The following is a 15658-nucleotide window of genomic DNA, read 5'->3' as shown; positions in this document are numbered from 1 at the left end:
ATCGGTGCATTCTCGACGACGGCAAAACGTTTTCCACGAAAGGAAAGTCATGTACACGGCGGTCGAAGGCTCGCGGGTTCCGATCCGGATGTGGGCGGACCCCGCATCGGTCGAGGACCAGGCCATGCGACAGCTGCACAACGTCGCCAACCTGCCGTGGGTGCACGGCGTCGCGGTCATGCCCGACGTCCACTACGGCAAGGGCGCGACCGTCGGCAGCGTGATCGCGATGCGCGACGCGGTGTCCCCGGCCGCCGTCGGCGTGGACATCGGCTGCGGGATGAGCGCGGTGCGGACCTCGCTCACCGCCGCCGACCTGCCCGACGACCTGCTGAAGCTCCGCCGCCGGATCGAATCGGCCGTCCCGGTCGGGTTCGGCCTGCACAAGACCCCGGTGAACCCGGCGAAGGTGCACGGTGTCGGTGGCTGGGACGCCTTCTGGAAGTCCTTCGGTGACCTGCATCCCGGCGTCCAGGAACTGCACGACCGCGCGTCGCGCCAGATCGGGAGCCTCGGCGGTGGCAACCACTTCATCGAGGTCTGCCTCGAACAGGGCGGCGAGGACGAAGGCCGCGTGTGGCTGATGCTGCACTCCGGTTCGCGCAACATCGGCAAGGAACTCGCGGAACGGCACATGGCCGTCGCGCGGAAGCTGCCGCACAACGCGGATCTGCCGGATCCGGACCTCGCGGTCTTCGTCGCGGGCACGCCGGAGATGCAGGCGTACCGGCGCGACCTGTTCTGGGCGCAGGACTACGCGGCGCGCAACCGCGCCACCATGGTCGCGCTCGTGAAGCAGGCGCTGAAGGACGTCGTGCCGCGGACGACGTTCGACGACGCGATCAGCTGCCACCACAACTACGTCGCCGAGGAGACCTACGACGGTGTCGACCTCCTGGTGACCCGCAAGGGCGCGATCCGCGCGGGTTCGGGTGACCTCGGGATCATCCCGGGCAGCATGGGCACCGGTTCGTACATCGTGCGCGGCCTCGGGAACGCGTCGTCCTTCCAGTCCGCGTCGCACGGCGCGGGCCGCCGGATGTCGCGGAACAAGGCCAAGAAGCTGTACACCGCCGAGGACCTCGCCGCGCAGACCGCCGGCGTGGAATGCCGCAAGGACTCCGGTGTGGTGGACGAGATCCCGGCCGCGTACAAGGACATCGAAACGGTGATCAAGGCGCAGACGGACCTCGTCGAGGTGGTCGCGCACCTCAAGCAGGTCGTCTGCGTGAAGGGCTGAAACGTGGGTGGTGTGGCGGGGAACCCGACATACCACCCACGTTCCTCGCTACTGTGGTCTTCATGAAGAGGTTGGGAATCGCGGCGCTACTGGCGGCCGCCGGACTCGCGCTGGCGGGCTGCAGCGAGGTCACGAACGCCGTCGATCAGACGAACAAGGCCGCGACGAAGGTCGGTGCCTGCGCCGAGGCGCTCAGCCTCGCCGACCTCAATCCGGACCCGGCGACGATCAAGGAACGTGCCGCGGACAAGGAGAAGCGGCTGCGTGAGCTGGCGAACAGCGTCGGCGAGCAGAACGTCGCGAGCGCGCTCACCGGCATGGCCGACTCGTACCTGCAGGTGCAGAAGGAGAACATCCAGGACGCAGGCAAGATCGCGGACTGGACCAAGCGCAACCTCGACCGGCTCGACGCCCTCCGCAAGGTCTGCGCCTAGCCCCCTCTCGCGTTTCGTCCTCTGAATGCGGTAGTTGGTATCACCAACGACCGCGTTCAGAGGACGAAACGCGTCAGGAGGAGGTGAGCGCGGGCACCCGGGCGGGCGTCCGGGACCGGCGCCAGAACAGGCCGACCGAAGCGATCGCCAGCGCGCCCAGCGCCGAGGCCGTGAACCCCCAGCCGGGGCTCGAATGGTCGATCACGAACCCGATGATCGGGCTCCCGATCGCCAATCCGATCCGGCTCGCCGCGTCCAGCAGGCCCATCGCCTCGCCGCGCACCCGCGGCGGCGCCGCCGCGCTGACCGTCTCCGTGCTCGCCGCGAGCGTCGGCGCGCACAGCACGTTGCTCGGGAAGAGCACGATCGCCAGCAGCCACCACGGGTGGTCGATCAGGCCGACCGGCAGCGTCAGCACCGCGAGGAGCACCATCAGCGTGCCCTGCGAAAGCGACCGCCGGACCGCGCCGTGGATCGCCCCGCCGAGCACGGACGCGACGCACATGAACGTGATCAGCAGTCCGGACCAGGCGATGTCCCCGCTCGCGCGCAGCGTCGCCAAGGCGGCGAGCTCCATGCCGACCAGGCAGAACAACGCGCCCGCGGCGATGAACATCGCCATCACGAGCCGTCCGGTGAGCCAGCTCCGCACGGGCGGCCGCTCCCCGCTGAACACCTCGGCGTCGGCTTCGGCGCGGATCGGCGGGTTCTGCCGGTAGATCAACGTCGCCGAAAGCGCGAAGCAGACCCCGATACCGGTGAGCGCGTAGACCGCGGGGAGTTGCGTGATCGCCATGATCCCGGCCGACGGCCCGATCATGAACGACGCCTCCACCAGGATCGTGTCCAGCGAGTAGGCCGCTCGCCGCTGCTCCAGCGGCACGAGCGCGGTGAGCACCAGCCGCGCGAGCGTTCCCGCGGGCACCGACAGCACGCCCGCGGGGAGCGCGACCGCGAGCAGCACCTGATACGGCAGATGCGGCGCGCTGATCCAGAACGTCGACGAGGCCACCCCGCAGATCGCGACCACCGGGCGCAGCCCGTAGCGGTCGACGTACCGGCCGACGAGCGGTGCCCCGATCGCGCTGCCGAGGGTGGTGGCGGCGCCGATCAGCCCGGCCGCGCCGTAACCGCGGCCGAGGTCGTTGACCACGTACAGCGTCATCGTCACGCCCATGGCCGTCATCGGGAGCCGGGCCAGGAACATCAGCAGCATCGAGCTGGGAACTCCGGGCACGGCTAACACGCGACGATACGGAGCGAGGGCCATGGAACCGATGAGAACGTAACTTGGTACGCGCGTGCAAGTTTTTTTCGCGAGGTGCGGGTCACCCGGTCCGGGGGGTTTTCTTGACTGATTCCAGTTTAGGCGAGAGGGTGGGTGGTGACTGACCGCTCACCACCACGAACCAGGAGGCACCGGCGTGACCCTGCCGACCACGAACAACGTGGGCATCCCCGTCGCGAGCGACAACGACTCCCTGACGGTAGGCGCCAACGGCCCGATCCTGCTCCAGGACCACTACCTGATCGAGAAGAACGCCCAGTTCAACCGTGAACGCGTGCCGGAGCGCGTCGTCCACGCCAAGGGCGGCGGTGCGCACGGCTTCCTCGAGGTCACCGAGGACGTCAGTCAGTTCACGAAGGCCGCGCTGTTCCAGCCCGGCGTGCGCACCGAGAGCCTGGCCCGCTTCTCATCGGTCGCCGGCGAGAACGGCTCGCCCGACACGTGGCGCGACCCGCGCGGCTTCGCGGTGAAGTTCTACACCTCCGAGGGCAACTACGACCTCGTCGGCAACAACACCCCGGTGTTCTTCATCCGCGACCCGATCAAGTTCCCCGACTTCATCCACTCGCAGAAGCGCCGCGCCGACAACCACCTGCGCGACCACGACATCCAGTGGGACTTCTGGACGCTGCGGCCCGAGTCCGCGCACCAGGTCACCTGGCTGATGGGCGACCGCGGCATCCCGTCGAACTGGCGGGAGATGGACGGCTTCGGCTCGCACACCTACCTGTGGGAGAACGCCGGCGGCGAGAAGTTCTGGGTCAAGTACCACTTCAAGACCGACCAGGGCATCGGCTACCTGCCGCAGGCCGACGCGGACCGCATCGCGGGCGAGGACTCCGACTACTACATCCGCGACCTGTTCAAGAACATCAAGCAGGGCAACCACCCGAGCTGGACGCTGTACGTCCAGGTGATGCCGTACGCCGAGGCCGCGGACTACCGCTTCAACCCGTTCGACCTGACCAAGGTGTGGCCGAAGGGCGACTACCCGCTGATCAAGGTCGGCCGCTGGGTGCTCGACCGCAACCCGGCGAACTACTTCGCGGAGATCGAGCAGGCCGCGTTCGAGCCGTCCAACCTGGTGCCGGGCATCGGCCCGTCGCCGGACAAGATGCTGCAGGGCCGCCTGTTCGCGTACCCGGACGCGCACCGCTACCGGATCGGCGCGAACTACACGCAGCTGCCGGTCAACGCGCCGAAGTCCCCGGTGAACAGCTACTCGCGCGACGGTGCGATGCGCTACAACAACCCGGGCGACCCGGTGTACGCGCCGAACTCCTACGGCGGCCCGCACGCGAGCGCGGAGATCGCCTCCGAGACCGCTTCGGGCTACGGCGTCGAGGACGAGGTCATCCGGTCGGCGTACAAGCTCCACGCCGAGGACGACGACTTCGGCCAGCCGGGCACGCTCGTCCGCGACGTGATGGACGACGCGCAGCGCGAGCGGCTCGCGAACAACATCATCGGCCACGCTTCGAACGACGTCTCCCGGCCGGTGCTGGAACGCGTCTTCGAGTACTGGCGGAACGTCGACAAGGACCTCGGCGACAAGGTCGCGGACGCCTTCCGCGAGTAGAAGGACCTCTTTCGAGAGGCTGCTCCCACCACGGAACGCCCCCGGTGCCCGCACCGGGGGCGTTCCCATGTCCCCACTCGCATGTGAAGCCAGAAGGTGGCGTGGCGTGCGTGGGGGACACCCCGAGTGGAGCAGCGCGACACGCCTGTCCGACGGAGTGATGAAGCCAAACGATCACCGTTTACACCGCTGTGGGTGAACGAGCCGCTCCACGGTGGAGATCGGTCACAGGTGGTCATAAATCGGCGGGAAAAGGATGATCTTCAGGGGGAAGCACAAGATTTCGACGTTAATCAATTGCGGGGGTCTTCCCCGGGAATGAATCCGGCACGTAAGGGTTAGAAAAGTGTTCCAACCGGTGATCGGGTGGTGTTCGGCCGATACGGCGGGTATCGATTTACCTCGTCAGGTCCCAGAGGCCAGGAGGTAAGGAATGAAAGGCAACATTGCCCGGATGATTGCCGTGGTCGCCACCGGCAGTCTGTTGGCGGTGGCCTCGGCCGGCGCCGCGACGGCTGGTACCGATGGTGGAAAGGGTTCGTCGAACACGCAGGCGCTCGCCGCGCAGGTGCTGCAGATGCGGGACGGCCTCACCAAGGTGGCCTACACCGGTGACGTCGCCAAGACGCGGGCGGACTTGGACAAGCTCAGCCCCGTCCTCGGTGACATCGCCGCGGGCAAGCGCTACCAGATCCAGACCGAAACGCAGAAGCTCGGCGACCTGGCCCAGGGCCGCTCCGTCGAGTCCAGCAGGCTGCTGGCCGACCCGACCGCCAAGGCGCGTCAGCTGCCGCCACTGCCGGTGCCGATCCCGTCGCTCCCGGACCTTCCCGGACCGCTGAAGATCGTCAGCGACCTGGTGAAAGCCCTGCTCACGGCGGTAACCGGCATTCTCAGCGGGCTGCTCGGCGGACTCCCTGTCCCGCCGCTTCCGGTACCGCCTGTGCCACTCCCCACGCCCTAGGAGACCGAGGGAGTCGTCCGGTTCCGCCGTGCAGGGCGGCGGGCCACGAAATGGGGGCCGGGGCCCGGGTGGGGACATTTCTCCCCATCCGGGCTCTGGCCGTCAGCGGGGCGCGAGGCCCACTCGCAGGGCTCCCGCCGCCTCGGCCGTCGCCTCCCGGAACCGCCGTCCGACGCCGAGGAAGTTGAGGTACCCGTGGATCAGGTCCGGCTGGCGGCTGAGCGCCACCGGCACCCCGGCTTTCCGCAATTTCTCCGCGTACGCCTCGCCCTCGTCGCGCAACGGATCGAATCCGGCCGTCGCGATATACGCGGGCGGTAATCCGGAAACGTCGCCGTGCAACGGGGAGAGTTTCGGGTTGTACAGATCGGTGCCCTTCGGCACGTAATGTCCTTCGAACCAGGTCATATCCGAATCGGTGAGGAACAGGTCCTCCGCGAACAATTCCCGGGAGCGGCGGCGCACGGTGAAATCGGTCGCCGGATAGAACAGCAGCTGGAACGCCGGGATCCCGCCGCCGCGTTTCACGGCCTGCTGCGCCGTCACCGCCGCGAGGTTCCCGCCCGCGCTGTCGCCGCCGACGGCGATGCGCGCCGGATCGGCCCCGAGGTCCCTCGCCTTCGCGTAGGCGTACTCGAACGCCGCGATCGCGTCTTCGGTGGCGCCGGGGAATCGCGTCTCCGGCGCGAGCCGGTATTCCACCGAAAGAACCCGCACGCCCGCCTGTTTCGCCAGGTAGCGCACGCTGTTGTCGTGGGAGGCCCGGCTGCCGACCACCCAGCCCCCGCCGTGGAAGAACACCAGCAGCCCGGACGGATCCGGCAACCCGGCCGGGGTGTAGAGCGTGGCAGGCACGTCGCCGTCACCCGTGGGGATGAGCAGTTCCCTGGTGGCGACCGGCTCGATCGTCGGCCCGCTCACCAGATGCCTGCTCGCGAGGAGCATGCTGCGCGACTCTTCGACGCTTCCCCGCACCAGCGACGCCTTCGCCAGCTTCTGCAGGCGAAGCAGGAGCTGGGCGTCCAACGCCAGTTCCTGGCCGTCCAGGCGGAGCGGCGGCCCGGCGATGGCCCGTCTGACCGGCTTCGGGAGCCAGAACGCCAGCTGTGAAAACGCGGCCTCGGCACGGATCTGGAGCGGTATCGCCATGCTTCCTCCTGGGGGGCTTCCGGTCAGGTTACTTTCGAGTAGGTATGCCGTCCAGCGGGACCGGGCCCGTTGCGGCGAACGGGTGTGACGCAGGCCTCCGTTCCAGATCCTGGTCCTCCACTTAAGTAGAGGGGTTAGCCTCGAAAGCGTGACTTCGACGAATTCGGTGCATGTCCTCGGTATCGGCGGCTCTCTGCGGGAGGGCTCGCAATCCGAGCGCGCGCTGCGGATCGCCCTCGGCGCGGCGGCCGAGGCCGGAGTCACCACTGAGCTGATCTCCGGGCCCGAACTGGTGTTGCCGTTCTACGACACCGCGTTGGACGAGAGGCACGAGCGCGCCACCCGGCTCGTCGAAGCGATCCGTCGTGCCGACGGGATCGTCGTCGTCTCACCCGGCTACCACGGCGCGCTGTCCGGCCTGGTCAAGAACGCGCTGGACTACGTCGAAGACCTGCGCGACGACGCCCGCCCGTATCTCGACGGCCGGGCGGTCGGTCTCGCCGCCGTCGCCTACGGCTGGCAGGCCGCGGTCACCACGCTGGAGCAGCTGCGCACGATCACGCACGCGCTGCGCGGCTGGGCCACCCCTTTGGGTGGTTCGATCAACACCGCGGAGACCAAATTCGACGAAGCCGGCGGCGCCTCGGACGAGAAGAGCGTCCGCACGCTCCGCCTGATCGGAAGCCAGGTCGCCGAGTTCGCGCTGAGTCGCGCCGGTCACTAGTCGTTTGCTCCGGTCGTCGTCCGGGTAATTCCCGGACGTGATGCCTGCCATGGGGTGGCAAGGTTTCGCGGTTGCGGGACGTTGACACCGAAGAGACGCTCAACGGGGCGTGTCTTGAGACCAGAAGGTAGGCGAAGAATGGCTGAGGCTCTGTACACCGCTGTGGCCACCGCTCGCGGCGACGGCCGCAACGGTGAGGTCACGTCTTCGGACGGCGTCATCGACGAGTCGCTGGCGATCCCGAAGGAGATGGGCGGCCCCGGCGGGGACAAGACGAACCCCGAGCAGCTCTTCGCCGCCGGTTACTCCGCCTGTTTCCACTCCGCGCTGCAACTCGTCGCGCGCCAGGCGAAGGTGACGCTGGACGGCTCCACCGTGACCGCCGAGGTCAGCGTGCTCAAGCAGGGCGCGGGCTTCGGACTCGGCGTGGCACTCAAGGTTTCGCTGCCCGGCCTGGAGCAGGCGCAGGCCGATCAGCTCGTCGAGCAGGCGCACCAGGTGTGCCCCTACTCGAACGCGACCCGCGGCAACATCGAGGTCGCCCTGTCCGCGACGGTCTGATCCCGTCCGCGGCAGGTCCGTTCCCGAACCGACTGATTTCTGAAAGGAAGACCGAAAAATGGGCAAGTCTCCGATCCAGAGTCCGTTGAGCGAAGCCGACAAGGAGATCACCGGTAACGCCTTGCAGGCCACGCTGGTCGATCTGGTGGACCTGTCGCTGATCGCGAAGCAGGCCCACTGGAACGTCGTCGGCGCGAACTTCCGCAGCGTGCACCTCCAGCTCGACGAGCTGGTCGACACCGCGCGCCAGTACGTCGACGAGGTCGCCGAGCGCGCCAACGCCATCGGTGTCTCGCCGAACGGCCAGGCGAAGGCCGTCGTGGAGAGCTCCGGCCTGCCGGACTACCCCGACAACTGGCAGTCCGTCGAGTCCACGGTCGCCGCGATCGTCGGCATCCTCGCGGCGCTGATCGAGCGGTTGCGCAAGCGCATCGACGAGACCGACAAGAGCGACCTGGTCACCCAGGACCTCATCATCGCGATCACCCAGGAGCTCGAAAAGGCGCACTGGATGTGGCAGGCGCAGCAGGCCTGACCCCCTCCGGTCCCGAATGCAATGAAAGGTCCTTTCCTCGCAAAATTTGCGAGGAAAGGACCTTTCATTGCACGCCCTGGGCGATCGAGGTGCCACCGGCCGTGCGCCGGGCTACGTTCGACTCATGGTGCTGCACAAGGGAACCGCGTCCGATCCGGACCGCAAGACCGGGGCCAACCCGCTGTACGCCGGCGAGTATCCCGCGCTCGCCGCGAACATCCGTCTCCCGCACGACAGCCTCGCCGAAGACCCGCTCCCGCCCGACACCGCCCTCCAGCTGGTGCGCGACGAGCTGATGCTCGACGGCAACGCCCGGCTCAATCTCGCCACGTTCGTCACCACGTGGATGGAGCCGCAGGCCCGCGAGCTGATGGCCGAATGCGTCGACAAGAACATGATCGACAAGGACGAGTACCCGCAGACCGCGGAACTCGAGCGGCGCTGCGTGAACATCCTCGCCGATCTGTGGCACGCGCCCGATCCCACCGTGATCATGGGCTGCTCCACCACCGGCTCGTCGGAAGCCTGCATGCTCGCCGGCATGGCGATGAAGCGCCGCTGGTCGAAGCTGGGCCGCACCGGGAAGCCGAATCTGGTGATGGGCGCGAACGTCCAGGTCTGCTGGGAGAAGTTCTGCGAGTACTGGGAGGTCGAGCCGCGGCTGGTGCCGATGGACGGCGACCGCTTCCACCTCACCGCCGACGAGGCGATCGCCCGCTGCGACGAGAACACGATCGGCGTCGTCGCGATCCTCGGGTCCACTTTCGACGGCAGCTACGAGCCGGTCGCCGAGATCGCCGCCGCGCTCGACGGTCTGGCGGAACGCTCCGGCTGGGACATCCCCGTGCACGTCGACGGCGCTTCGGGCGCGATGATCGCGCCCTTCCTCGATCCTGAGCTGAGCTGGGACTTCCGCCTGCCGAGGGTGGCGTCGATCAACACCTCCGGGCACAAGTACGGGCTCGTCTACCCCGGCGTCGGCTGGGTGCTGTGGCGTGACAAGGACGCGTTGCCGGAGGAGCTCGTCTTCAACGTCAACTACCTCGGTGGCGACATGCCGACTTTCGCGCTGAACTTCTCCCGTCCCGGCGCCGAGGTGGCCGCGCAGTACTACACGTTCGTCCGGCTCGGCCGCGAAGGTTTCCGTGCGGTGCAACAGGCTTCGCGTGACGTCGCGACCCAGCTGGCGGACGGGATCGCCGAGCTGGGCCCGTTCCGGCTGCTGACCCGCGGCGATCAGCTGCCCGTGTTCGCCTTCACGACGAAGCCGGACGTCGAGGGTTTCGACGTCTTCGACGTGTCACGGCGGCTTCGCGAGCGTGGCTGGCTTGTCCCGGCGTACACGTTCCCGGAGAACCGGACCGACCTCGCGGTGCTGAGGATCGTGGTGCGCAACGGTTTCACCCACGACCTCGCCGAGCTGCTGCTCGCCGATCTCCGCCGTCTGCTGCCCGAGCTCGATCACGGCCCGCGACGGCGGACCGCGTTCCATCACTGAGCCGGGTGCCCTGCGTCACGCCGGATTTCCCCGGGCCCTACCGGCGCGTAACGTCAGGGGGTATGGGAGTCGCCGGAGACGAACGTCGTGCGTTGAGCGAGCTTTTCGAAGAGGTCGGCCCGGACGCGCCGACCCTGTGCACGGGCTGGAAGACGCGGGATCTCGCGGCGCATCTGCTGGTCCGCGAGCGGCGGCCCGACGCGGCGCCCGGCATCCTGGTGCCCGCGCTCGCTTCGTACACGCAGCGGGTGCAGGACTCCTACGCCGCCCGGCCGTGGTCCGAGGTCGTCGGCAAGGTCCGATCCGGCCCAGCCTGGTACTGGCCGACGTCGATCGGCGCGCTCGACGAGCTGACGAACAGCGCGGAGTTCCTGATCCACCACGAGGACGTCCGCCGGGGACAGCCTGGCTGGGAACCGCGTCCCGCGGACTCCGCGCGGGACGCGGCGGCCTGGAAGTCCGCGAAGCAGGCCTCGAAGCTGAACCTGCGGAAATCACCGGTCGGCGTGATCCTGAAGACCCCCGAAGGCCGCGAAGCGCGGGTGAAGGAAGGCCCGGACACGGTGACCGTGATCGGCGCGCCGATCGAACTGCTGCTGTTCGTCTTCGGCCGTGACGCCGCCCGGATCGCCTTCGAAGGCGACGCCTACGCCGTCGACCGTCTGCGGAAACACGACCGCGGGCTTTAAGTGTCCAGCGCCGGGAATCCGGCACGCATCTCGGCGGCCCAGCTTCCCGTCGGCCGCGTCGCCGGTCCGTCCGAGTACAACCCGGTACGAGGACGAACCGGCGCCTTGCCGACGGAAACCTGGATCCACCGAGATACGCACCGTATTCCCGACGCAGAACACTAGAGTTCCGGCCATGCCGATGATCAGTGTTTCGATGTTCCCCGGCCGCACGGCCGAGCAGAAGCAGGCCCTCGTGCACGAGGTGACCGACGCCTTCGTCCGCACCTGCGGCGGAAACCCCGAAGGTGTCTGGGTGACCATCAACGAGATTCCCGCCGAACACTGGGCGTCCGGCGGGACTCTCTTCTCCGAGCGCTGACCGTTGGCCGGGGTCAGCGAAGCCCGACCGCCCGCTGCGCGAAGAACACCTCGATCGCGGTCTGCTTGATCGTCTCGGCGATCACCAGCGAACCGTGGCCCGCGTCGAACCGGTAGAACTCGAACGGGATCTCCCGCTTCGCGAGCCGGTCGAGGTAGTTCTCGACCTGCCGGATCGGGCAGCGCGGGTCGTTGTCCCCGGCGAGCACCAGCACCGGCGCCGTCACGGCCTCGACGTAGGTGATCGGCGAGCATTCCCGGTACACCGCCGGCACCGTCTCCGGCGAACCGCCGAACAACGCCCGGTCGAACGACCGGAGCTGCTCCATCTCGTCCTCGTACGCGGCGACGTAATCCGCCACCGGCACCCCGGCGATCCCCGCCGCCCAGCGCGCGGGCTGGGTGCCCAGCGCCAGCAGGCTCAGGTAGCCACCCCACGAAGCGCCGTTCACCACGCACTTCGCGGGGTCTGAGAGTCCACTTTGGACTGCCCAGTCGTGCACGGCGGCGACGTCTTCGAGTTCGGTCAGGCCGGGACGGCCTTCGATGGCGTCGCGCCAGGCCGAGCCGTACCCGGTCGAGCCACGGTAGTTGACCTCGACGACGGCGAAACCGGCGTCGAGCCAGACGGCGCGGTACGCGGAGAAGCGGTCCTCGTCGGCCGAATGCGGCCCGCCGTGCAACGAGAAGACCGTCGGGAGCGGGCCTTCCGGCGCGTCGGCCGGCCGCGAGACCAGCGCATGGATCTGCCCGCCGATCCCGTCGACGAACGCGTCGGTGACCGGGGCGGACTCCGGGGCACGCTCACCCGGCGGTTCGAGGAGCACCGAGTCTTCCCCGCCCGCCGTCCGCGCGCGCACCGCCGTCGGCTGCGCGGCACTGGACCACGAGTACTCGACCGTTCCGTCGGGCCGCACGCCCGCGCCGCCGATGCGGCCGGGCGGCGTGTCCAAAGAGGACAGTTCGCCGGTCGCGAGGTCGTACCGGTGCAGGGAACTGCGGCCCTGGTGGAAGTGGACGACGAGCAGCGCCCGCGCGTCGGGGTACCAGCCCGCGACCACCTCGCCGGGCAGATCCAGCTCGATCTCCTGCTCGGTGTCCGCGGCGGTGTCCCAGATCAGGAGCTCTTCGCGGCCGCGCCGCTCGTGCAGCACCAGCAACCGCTGATCGCCGGCGACCGGCGAGTACTCGAGCGCGCCGAGGCCTTTGCCCTCGCCGTCCCATTTGTCGGCGATCGTCGTGAAGCCGTCGGTCGACAGGACACGCAGCGCGGGGTGGCGCGAATCACCGTGTTCGGAGTGGGAGATCGCGAGCAGCGACTCGTCGCGGGACAGCGAGGCGATCCCGGCGTCGTCCTCGTGCTTGTAGAAGGAGGTGGTTTCGCCGTCGATATGGGCGAAGAGTTCGCTGCCGTCGTCGGTCGAGACGCCGAGGGCGATCACCCGCGTGCCGATCTCGAGCCCGGCGGGGTAGCCGTCGTGGACGTCCGGCACCGCGCGCTCGGCGGCGGCGCCCGGTGCGAACGGTTCGCGGACCCAGGAACCGAATTCGTCGCCGTCGGTGTCGTTGAACCACCAGATCCAGCGTCCGTCGGGGGACGGGGTGGCGTGCATGGTGCCGTTCGGACGGTCGGTGACGCGGCGGTGCTCGCCGGTCGACCGGTCCCAGGAATAGACCTCCCAGACGCCGCTGGCGTTGGAGACGTAGACGTTCGCGTCCGGGGCGTCGATGGCCCACTCGGGGACCGAGATCCGCGGCGCGTGGAAGCGGGCCCGCCACCTGGTCTCGGCTTCGGCGTCGTCGAACAGGCGGTCCGGGACCGCCGCGGACGGATATTCAGTGCCTGACTGCGTGCTCACCCCTCGATCCTGCCACCCCGGAGCCGTACTGTGTGCGGGGTGCTGGAGGGAAACGCGCCACGCGCGCGGTCCGCGCGTCAGGCGGTCGAACGGGCCGTGTTCGCGCAACCGCTGTTCGGGCCGGGGATGGGGTGCGTCGACGTCGGCTGCGGGCCGGGTTCGATCACCCTCGGTATCGGCAACGGGCACAGAAAGTCCACAGTGGACTTCTTGGTGGCGGAGGCGTGCGCGTTGCCGTTCGCCGAGGATTCGGTGGACGTGCTCTTCGCGCACGCCGTCTTCGAATACCTGAAGGAGCCGGGCGCCGCGCTGGCGGAGTTCCGTCGCGTCCTCAAACCGGGCGGCACCCTCGCACTGTCCACATCGGACTGGAGCCGGGCGCGGCTGCGGCCGAAGACGGCGAATGTCGACGCCGCCCTCCGCGGCCACTATCTGCTGTGGCGCCGCGCGGGCGGTGACCCGTTCGCCGGACGTTCGCTGCCCTCGGCGGTCGCGGCCGCCGGTTTCACCGACGTACGAACGAAAACCCGCTACCGCACGGACACGACCTACCGCGCGCTGGCGACGTCCGTGGAGGCGCGGCTGGTGACGGCGCTGGAAACCGCGACGACCCCGGACCGCGACCAGCTCGCCTCGGCCGCCCGCTCGGCCTGGTCGTGGGCGCGCTCGGGGGACGGGGATTTCGCGCAGTGCTGGACCGAGTTGCTCGCGACCCGCTGAGCACTCTTTCGGGCCCCGGCGACCAATGCCTCATTGGAGACACTCAGCGTCTCAAATGAGCCATTGGGAACCCTCGGCCTTGCTTGCCCCTCGGTTGTCCACAGCCACCCGCCGTTGTGGACTACTGACCCCGCCGGCCCCGTTTTCGCCCGGTCCCGCCGCCCCTCGGCGATACGCTGGAGCCGGGGTCGCCCCCCTGGGAGTGGCGGGGGCTGCCCGGGGCGTCGCGTGTTGCGAGCGAGTCACGTTTGCGCAGGTAGCAGGTGAGGTGTCGACCCCCGCGATCGAACAGCCGAAGTGCGTGAAGGCCCCCTTCATTGCGTCGAGCGCTAGCCCCCGGCAAAGTCGCCTATTCGCTGGTCAAGTGGGCAACGGAGGCACTCGTCACGGTGGCCTGACTCCTTCTCGACTGGCCGCAGGGCCCCCTCCAGGGTGAGCGTGCCCGATTTGAGCGTTTCGCAACGGGGTCGTGAGTGGCGATTCGGGTTAGAACGACCTTTACCACTCACGACCCCTCGGCGTAATCGCCCATCTCGCCATGAATAGGACATTCGGTCGCCGAGAAGTGACCACAGTGGACGGTTGGAGCCCGTTCGACTCCCGTCGACCAGGGTTATCAAGCGCTTGACCTGCGTTTATGCGACTTCGCCGAGACCCCTGGCGTCTAGCGCAGTGAAGGGAGCCTTCGCGTACTCCTGAGCAGCGTCAAACGGTCGGCAATCGGACAATTCCACCGAGCAACTGTCCTCCGTAGATACTTAAGCAATATCGCTTAAGTAAGTGGCATTGCCCCTGGGAGTGGAGGGGGCTGCCCGGGGGCGCGTGACTCGGGGCCTCCGGCTCCGGCCGCGTCGTGAAGGAGCCTGCAACGCGAAAGAGCCTTGCTCGCCAAAGCGAGCAAGGCTCTTTCGATCCAACGTCGGGGTGGCGGGATTCGAACCCACGACCTCCTCGACCCGAACGAGGCACGCTACCAAGCTGCGCCACACCCCGGATACTTCTTAGCGGGTCGAGGAGAAGTTTAGCGGACGGTGTTTCGGGCTTTGCGGGGGGCTGCTTTCCGGTGGTTCTCGCTGGTCGTGCCCCGTGGGACGAGGGTCAGCAGGCTCGCCTCGGGCGGGCACGCGAACCGGGCCGGAGCGTACGGCGAAGTGCCCAGTCCGGCGGAGACGTGCAGCCACATCTGGGCGCCCCAGCGGGACGCGCCGCGGGCGCGGGTGCGGTCCAGTTCGCAGTTGGTGACGAGCGCGCCGTAGCCGGGGACGCGGAGCTGCCCGCCGTGCGTGTGGCCCGCGAGGACGAGGTCGTAACCGTCGCCGGCGAACTCGTCGAGCACGCGGGGCTCCGGCGAGTGCGTGACGCCGATGCGGACGGCGGCCGCGGTGTCCACGGGCCCCGCGATGTCGGCGTAGCGGTCGCGGTGAAGGTGCGCGTCGTCGACGCCCGCGGTGAACACGTACTGGTCGGCCACCTCGATGGTGCGCCGGACGTGGGTGAGGTCGTTCCACCCGTGCTCGACGAACGCCGCGCGGAGGTCGCGCCATGGCAGGTGCTCGCCGTGGATCCGCTTCTTCTTGCCCTTCGGCATGAGGTAGCGCGCGGGGTTCTTCGGCTTCGGCGCGTAGTAGTCGTTGCTGCCGAAGATGAACACGCCGGGCCGGTCGAGCAAGGGGCCGAGCGCGCGCAGCACGGACGGGACGGCCTGATGATGTGACAGGTTGTCACCGGTGTTGACGACGAGGTCCGGTTCGAGCTCGTCGAGCGCCGCTACCCAGCGTTGTTTGCTCACGTGACCGGGCAGCATGTGCAGATCCGAGATGTGGAGGATCGTGAAGGGCTTCGCCCCTGCCGCGAGGACCGGGAGCTCCGCGGTGCGAAGCGTCCACCGGCGCCTTTCGATACCGACCGCGTAACCGAGGGTCGCGGCTCCCAGGGCGACGGTTCCCACGGCCAAGCGCCGTACCGTCGCCCCCGAAGTACTTTTGTTACTGAGCGTGCTCACAATGTCCAGTTTACGTGCTCTCCGGTGGTGATCGTCCGCCCCCATTCCGGCGATCT

General features: G+C 68.5%; 15 protein-coding genes and 1 tRNA gene. 11 read left to right on the top strand and 5 right to left on the bottom strand.

Translation table 11 applies throughout. From position 1 onward, the window contains the following. Positions 1-49: 49 nt before the first annotated feature. Positions 50-1240: an RtcB family protein gene (locus tag AMK34_RS14315; RefSeq protein ID WP_073845701.1), complete on the top strand. Its 1191-nt coding sequence runs from the start codon at positions 50-52 to the stop codon at positions 1238-1240. Between the two features lie 62 nt (positions 1241-1302). Then, on the top strand, positions 1303-1674 hold the full coding sequence (locus AMK34_RS14310) for a hypothetical protein (protein ID WP_037336230.1): 372 nt from the start codon (positions 1303-1305) through the stop codon (positions 1672-1674). 73 nt (positions 1675-1747) lie between these two features. On the opposite strand, the gene AMK34_RS14305 is transcribed toward AMK34_RS14310, so the two are convergent. Next, positions 1748-2890 (bottom strand): MFS transporter, encoded by a 1143-nt coding sequence (locus tag AMK34_RS14305; protein WP_038521115.1) that lies wholly within the window; start codon positions 2888-2890, stop codon positions 1748-1750. A gap of 208 nt (positions 2891-3098) precedes the next feature. Between AMK34_RS14305 and AMK34_RS14300 the strand changes: the two genes are divergently transcribed. Together AMK34_RS14300 and AMK34_RS14295 are read left to right on the top strand one after the other, a co-directional pair. Beyond that, entirely contained in the window at positions 3099-4541 is a 1443-nt protein-coding gene (locus AMK34_RS14300) for a catalase (protein ID WP_038521112.1), read from the top strand. Positions 4542-4974: 433 nt separating this feature from the next. Beyond that, entirely contained in the window at positions 4975-5505 is a 531-nt protein-coding gene (locus tag AMK34_RS14295) for a hypothetical protein (RefSeq protein WP_038521109.1), read from the top strand. A gap of 102 nt (positions 5506-5607) precedes the next feature. Here the strand turns inward: AMK34_RS14295 and AMK34_RS14290 are convergent, their stop codons facing one another. After that, a complete protein-coding gene (locus AMK34_RS14290; protein ID WP_038521106.1) occupies positions 5608-6654 on the bottom strand; it encodes an alpha/beta hydrolase in 1047 nt (348 codons plus the stop codon). Between the two features lie 148 nt (positions 6655-6802). On the opposite strand from AMK34_RS14290, the gene AMK34_RS14285 reads away from it, so the two are divergent. The 6 genes from AMK34_RS14285 to AMK34_RS43845 all read left to right on the top strand — a co-directional run bounded on the left by AMK34_RS14285 (position 6803) and on the right by AMK34_RS43845 (position 11022). Next, positions 6803-7378 (top strand): NADPH-dependent FMN reductase, encoded by a 576-nt coding sequence (locus tag AMK34_RS14285; protein ID WP_038521104.1) that lies wholly within the window; start codon positions 6803-6805, stop codon positions 7376-7378. A 138-nt stretch (positions 7379-7516) separates the two neighbouring features. Then, on the top strand, positions 7517-7939 hold the full coding sequence (locus tag AMK34_RS14280) for an organic hydroperoxide resistance protein (RefSeq protein ID WP_016337902.1): 423 nt from the start codon (positions 7517-7519) through the stop codon (positions 7937-7939). 58 nt (positions 7940-7997) lie between these two features. Further along, the gene (locus AMK34_RS14275) at positions 7998-8474 is read left to right on the top strand and encodes a Dps family protein (protein ID WP_038521101.1); all 477 of its coding nucleotides are present in this window, start codon (positions 7998-8000) and stop codon (positions 8472-8474) included. 124 nt (positions 8475-8598) lie between these two features. Continuing rightward, complete coding sequence (locus AMK34_RS14270) at positions 8599-9972, top strand: glutamate decarboxylase (RefSeq protein ID WP_073845699.1); 1374 nt, start codon at positions 8599-8601, stop codon at positions 9970-9972. A 62-nt stretch (positions 9973-10034) separates the two neighbouring features. Further along, positions 10035-10661 carry a TIGR03085 family metal-binding protein gene (locus tag AMK34_RS14265; RefSeq protein ID WP_073845697.1) on the top strand — a complete coding sequence of 209 codons (627 nt, stop codon included), beginning with the start codon at positions 10035-10037 and terminating at the stop codon, positions 10659-10661. Between the two features lie 133 nt (positions 10662-10794). Further along, positions 10795-11022 (top strand): 2-hydroxymuconate tautomerase, encoded by a 228-nt coding sequence (locus tag AMK34_RS43845; protein WP_338020561.1) that lies wholly within the window; start codon positions 10795-10797, stop codon positions 11020-11022. A gap of 13 nt (positions 11023-11035) precedes the next feature. Here the strand turns inward: AMK34_RS43845 and AMK34_RS14255 are convergent, their stop codons facing one another. Continuing rightward, positions 11036-12880: a prolyl oligopeptidase family serine peptidase gene (locus tag AMK34_RS14255; protein WP_073845693.1), complete on the bottom strand. Its 1845-nt coding sequence runs from the start codon at positions 12878-12880 to the stop codon at positions 11036-11038. A 39-nt stretch (positions 12881-12919) separates the two neighbouring features. On the opposite strand from AMK34_RS14255, the gene AMK34_RS14250 reads away from it, so the two are divergent. After that, complete coding sequence (locus AMK34_RS14250; RefSeq protein WP_073845691.1) at positions 12920-13600, top strand: methyltransferase domain-containing protein; 681 nt, start codon at positions 12920-12922, stop codon at positions 13598-13600. A gap of 919 nt (positions 13601-14519) precedes the next feature. Here AMK34_RS14250 and AMK34_RS14245 read toward each other — a convergent pair. Then, a tRNA-Pro gene (locus AMK34_RS14245) sits at positions 14520-14593 on the bottom strand. Positions 14594-14621: 28 nt separating this feature from the next. After that, positions 14622-15548, bottom strand: a complete 927-nt coding sequence (locus tag AMK34_RS14240) for a metallophosphoesterase (protein WP_198941694.1) — start codon at positions 15546-15548, stop codon at positions 14622-14624. Positions 15549-15658 lie beyond the last annotated feature (110 nt).

It is taken from the genome of Amycolatopsis sp. CB00013, from assembly GCF_001905755.1.
Taxonomy (GTDB): Bacteria; Actinomycetota; Actinomycetes; order Mycobacteriales; family Pseudonocardiaceae; genus Amycolatopsis; species Amycolatopsis japonica.
Note: the sequence above shows the minus strand (reverse complement) of the source record. Positions and strands in the feature narration are given on the sequence as shown.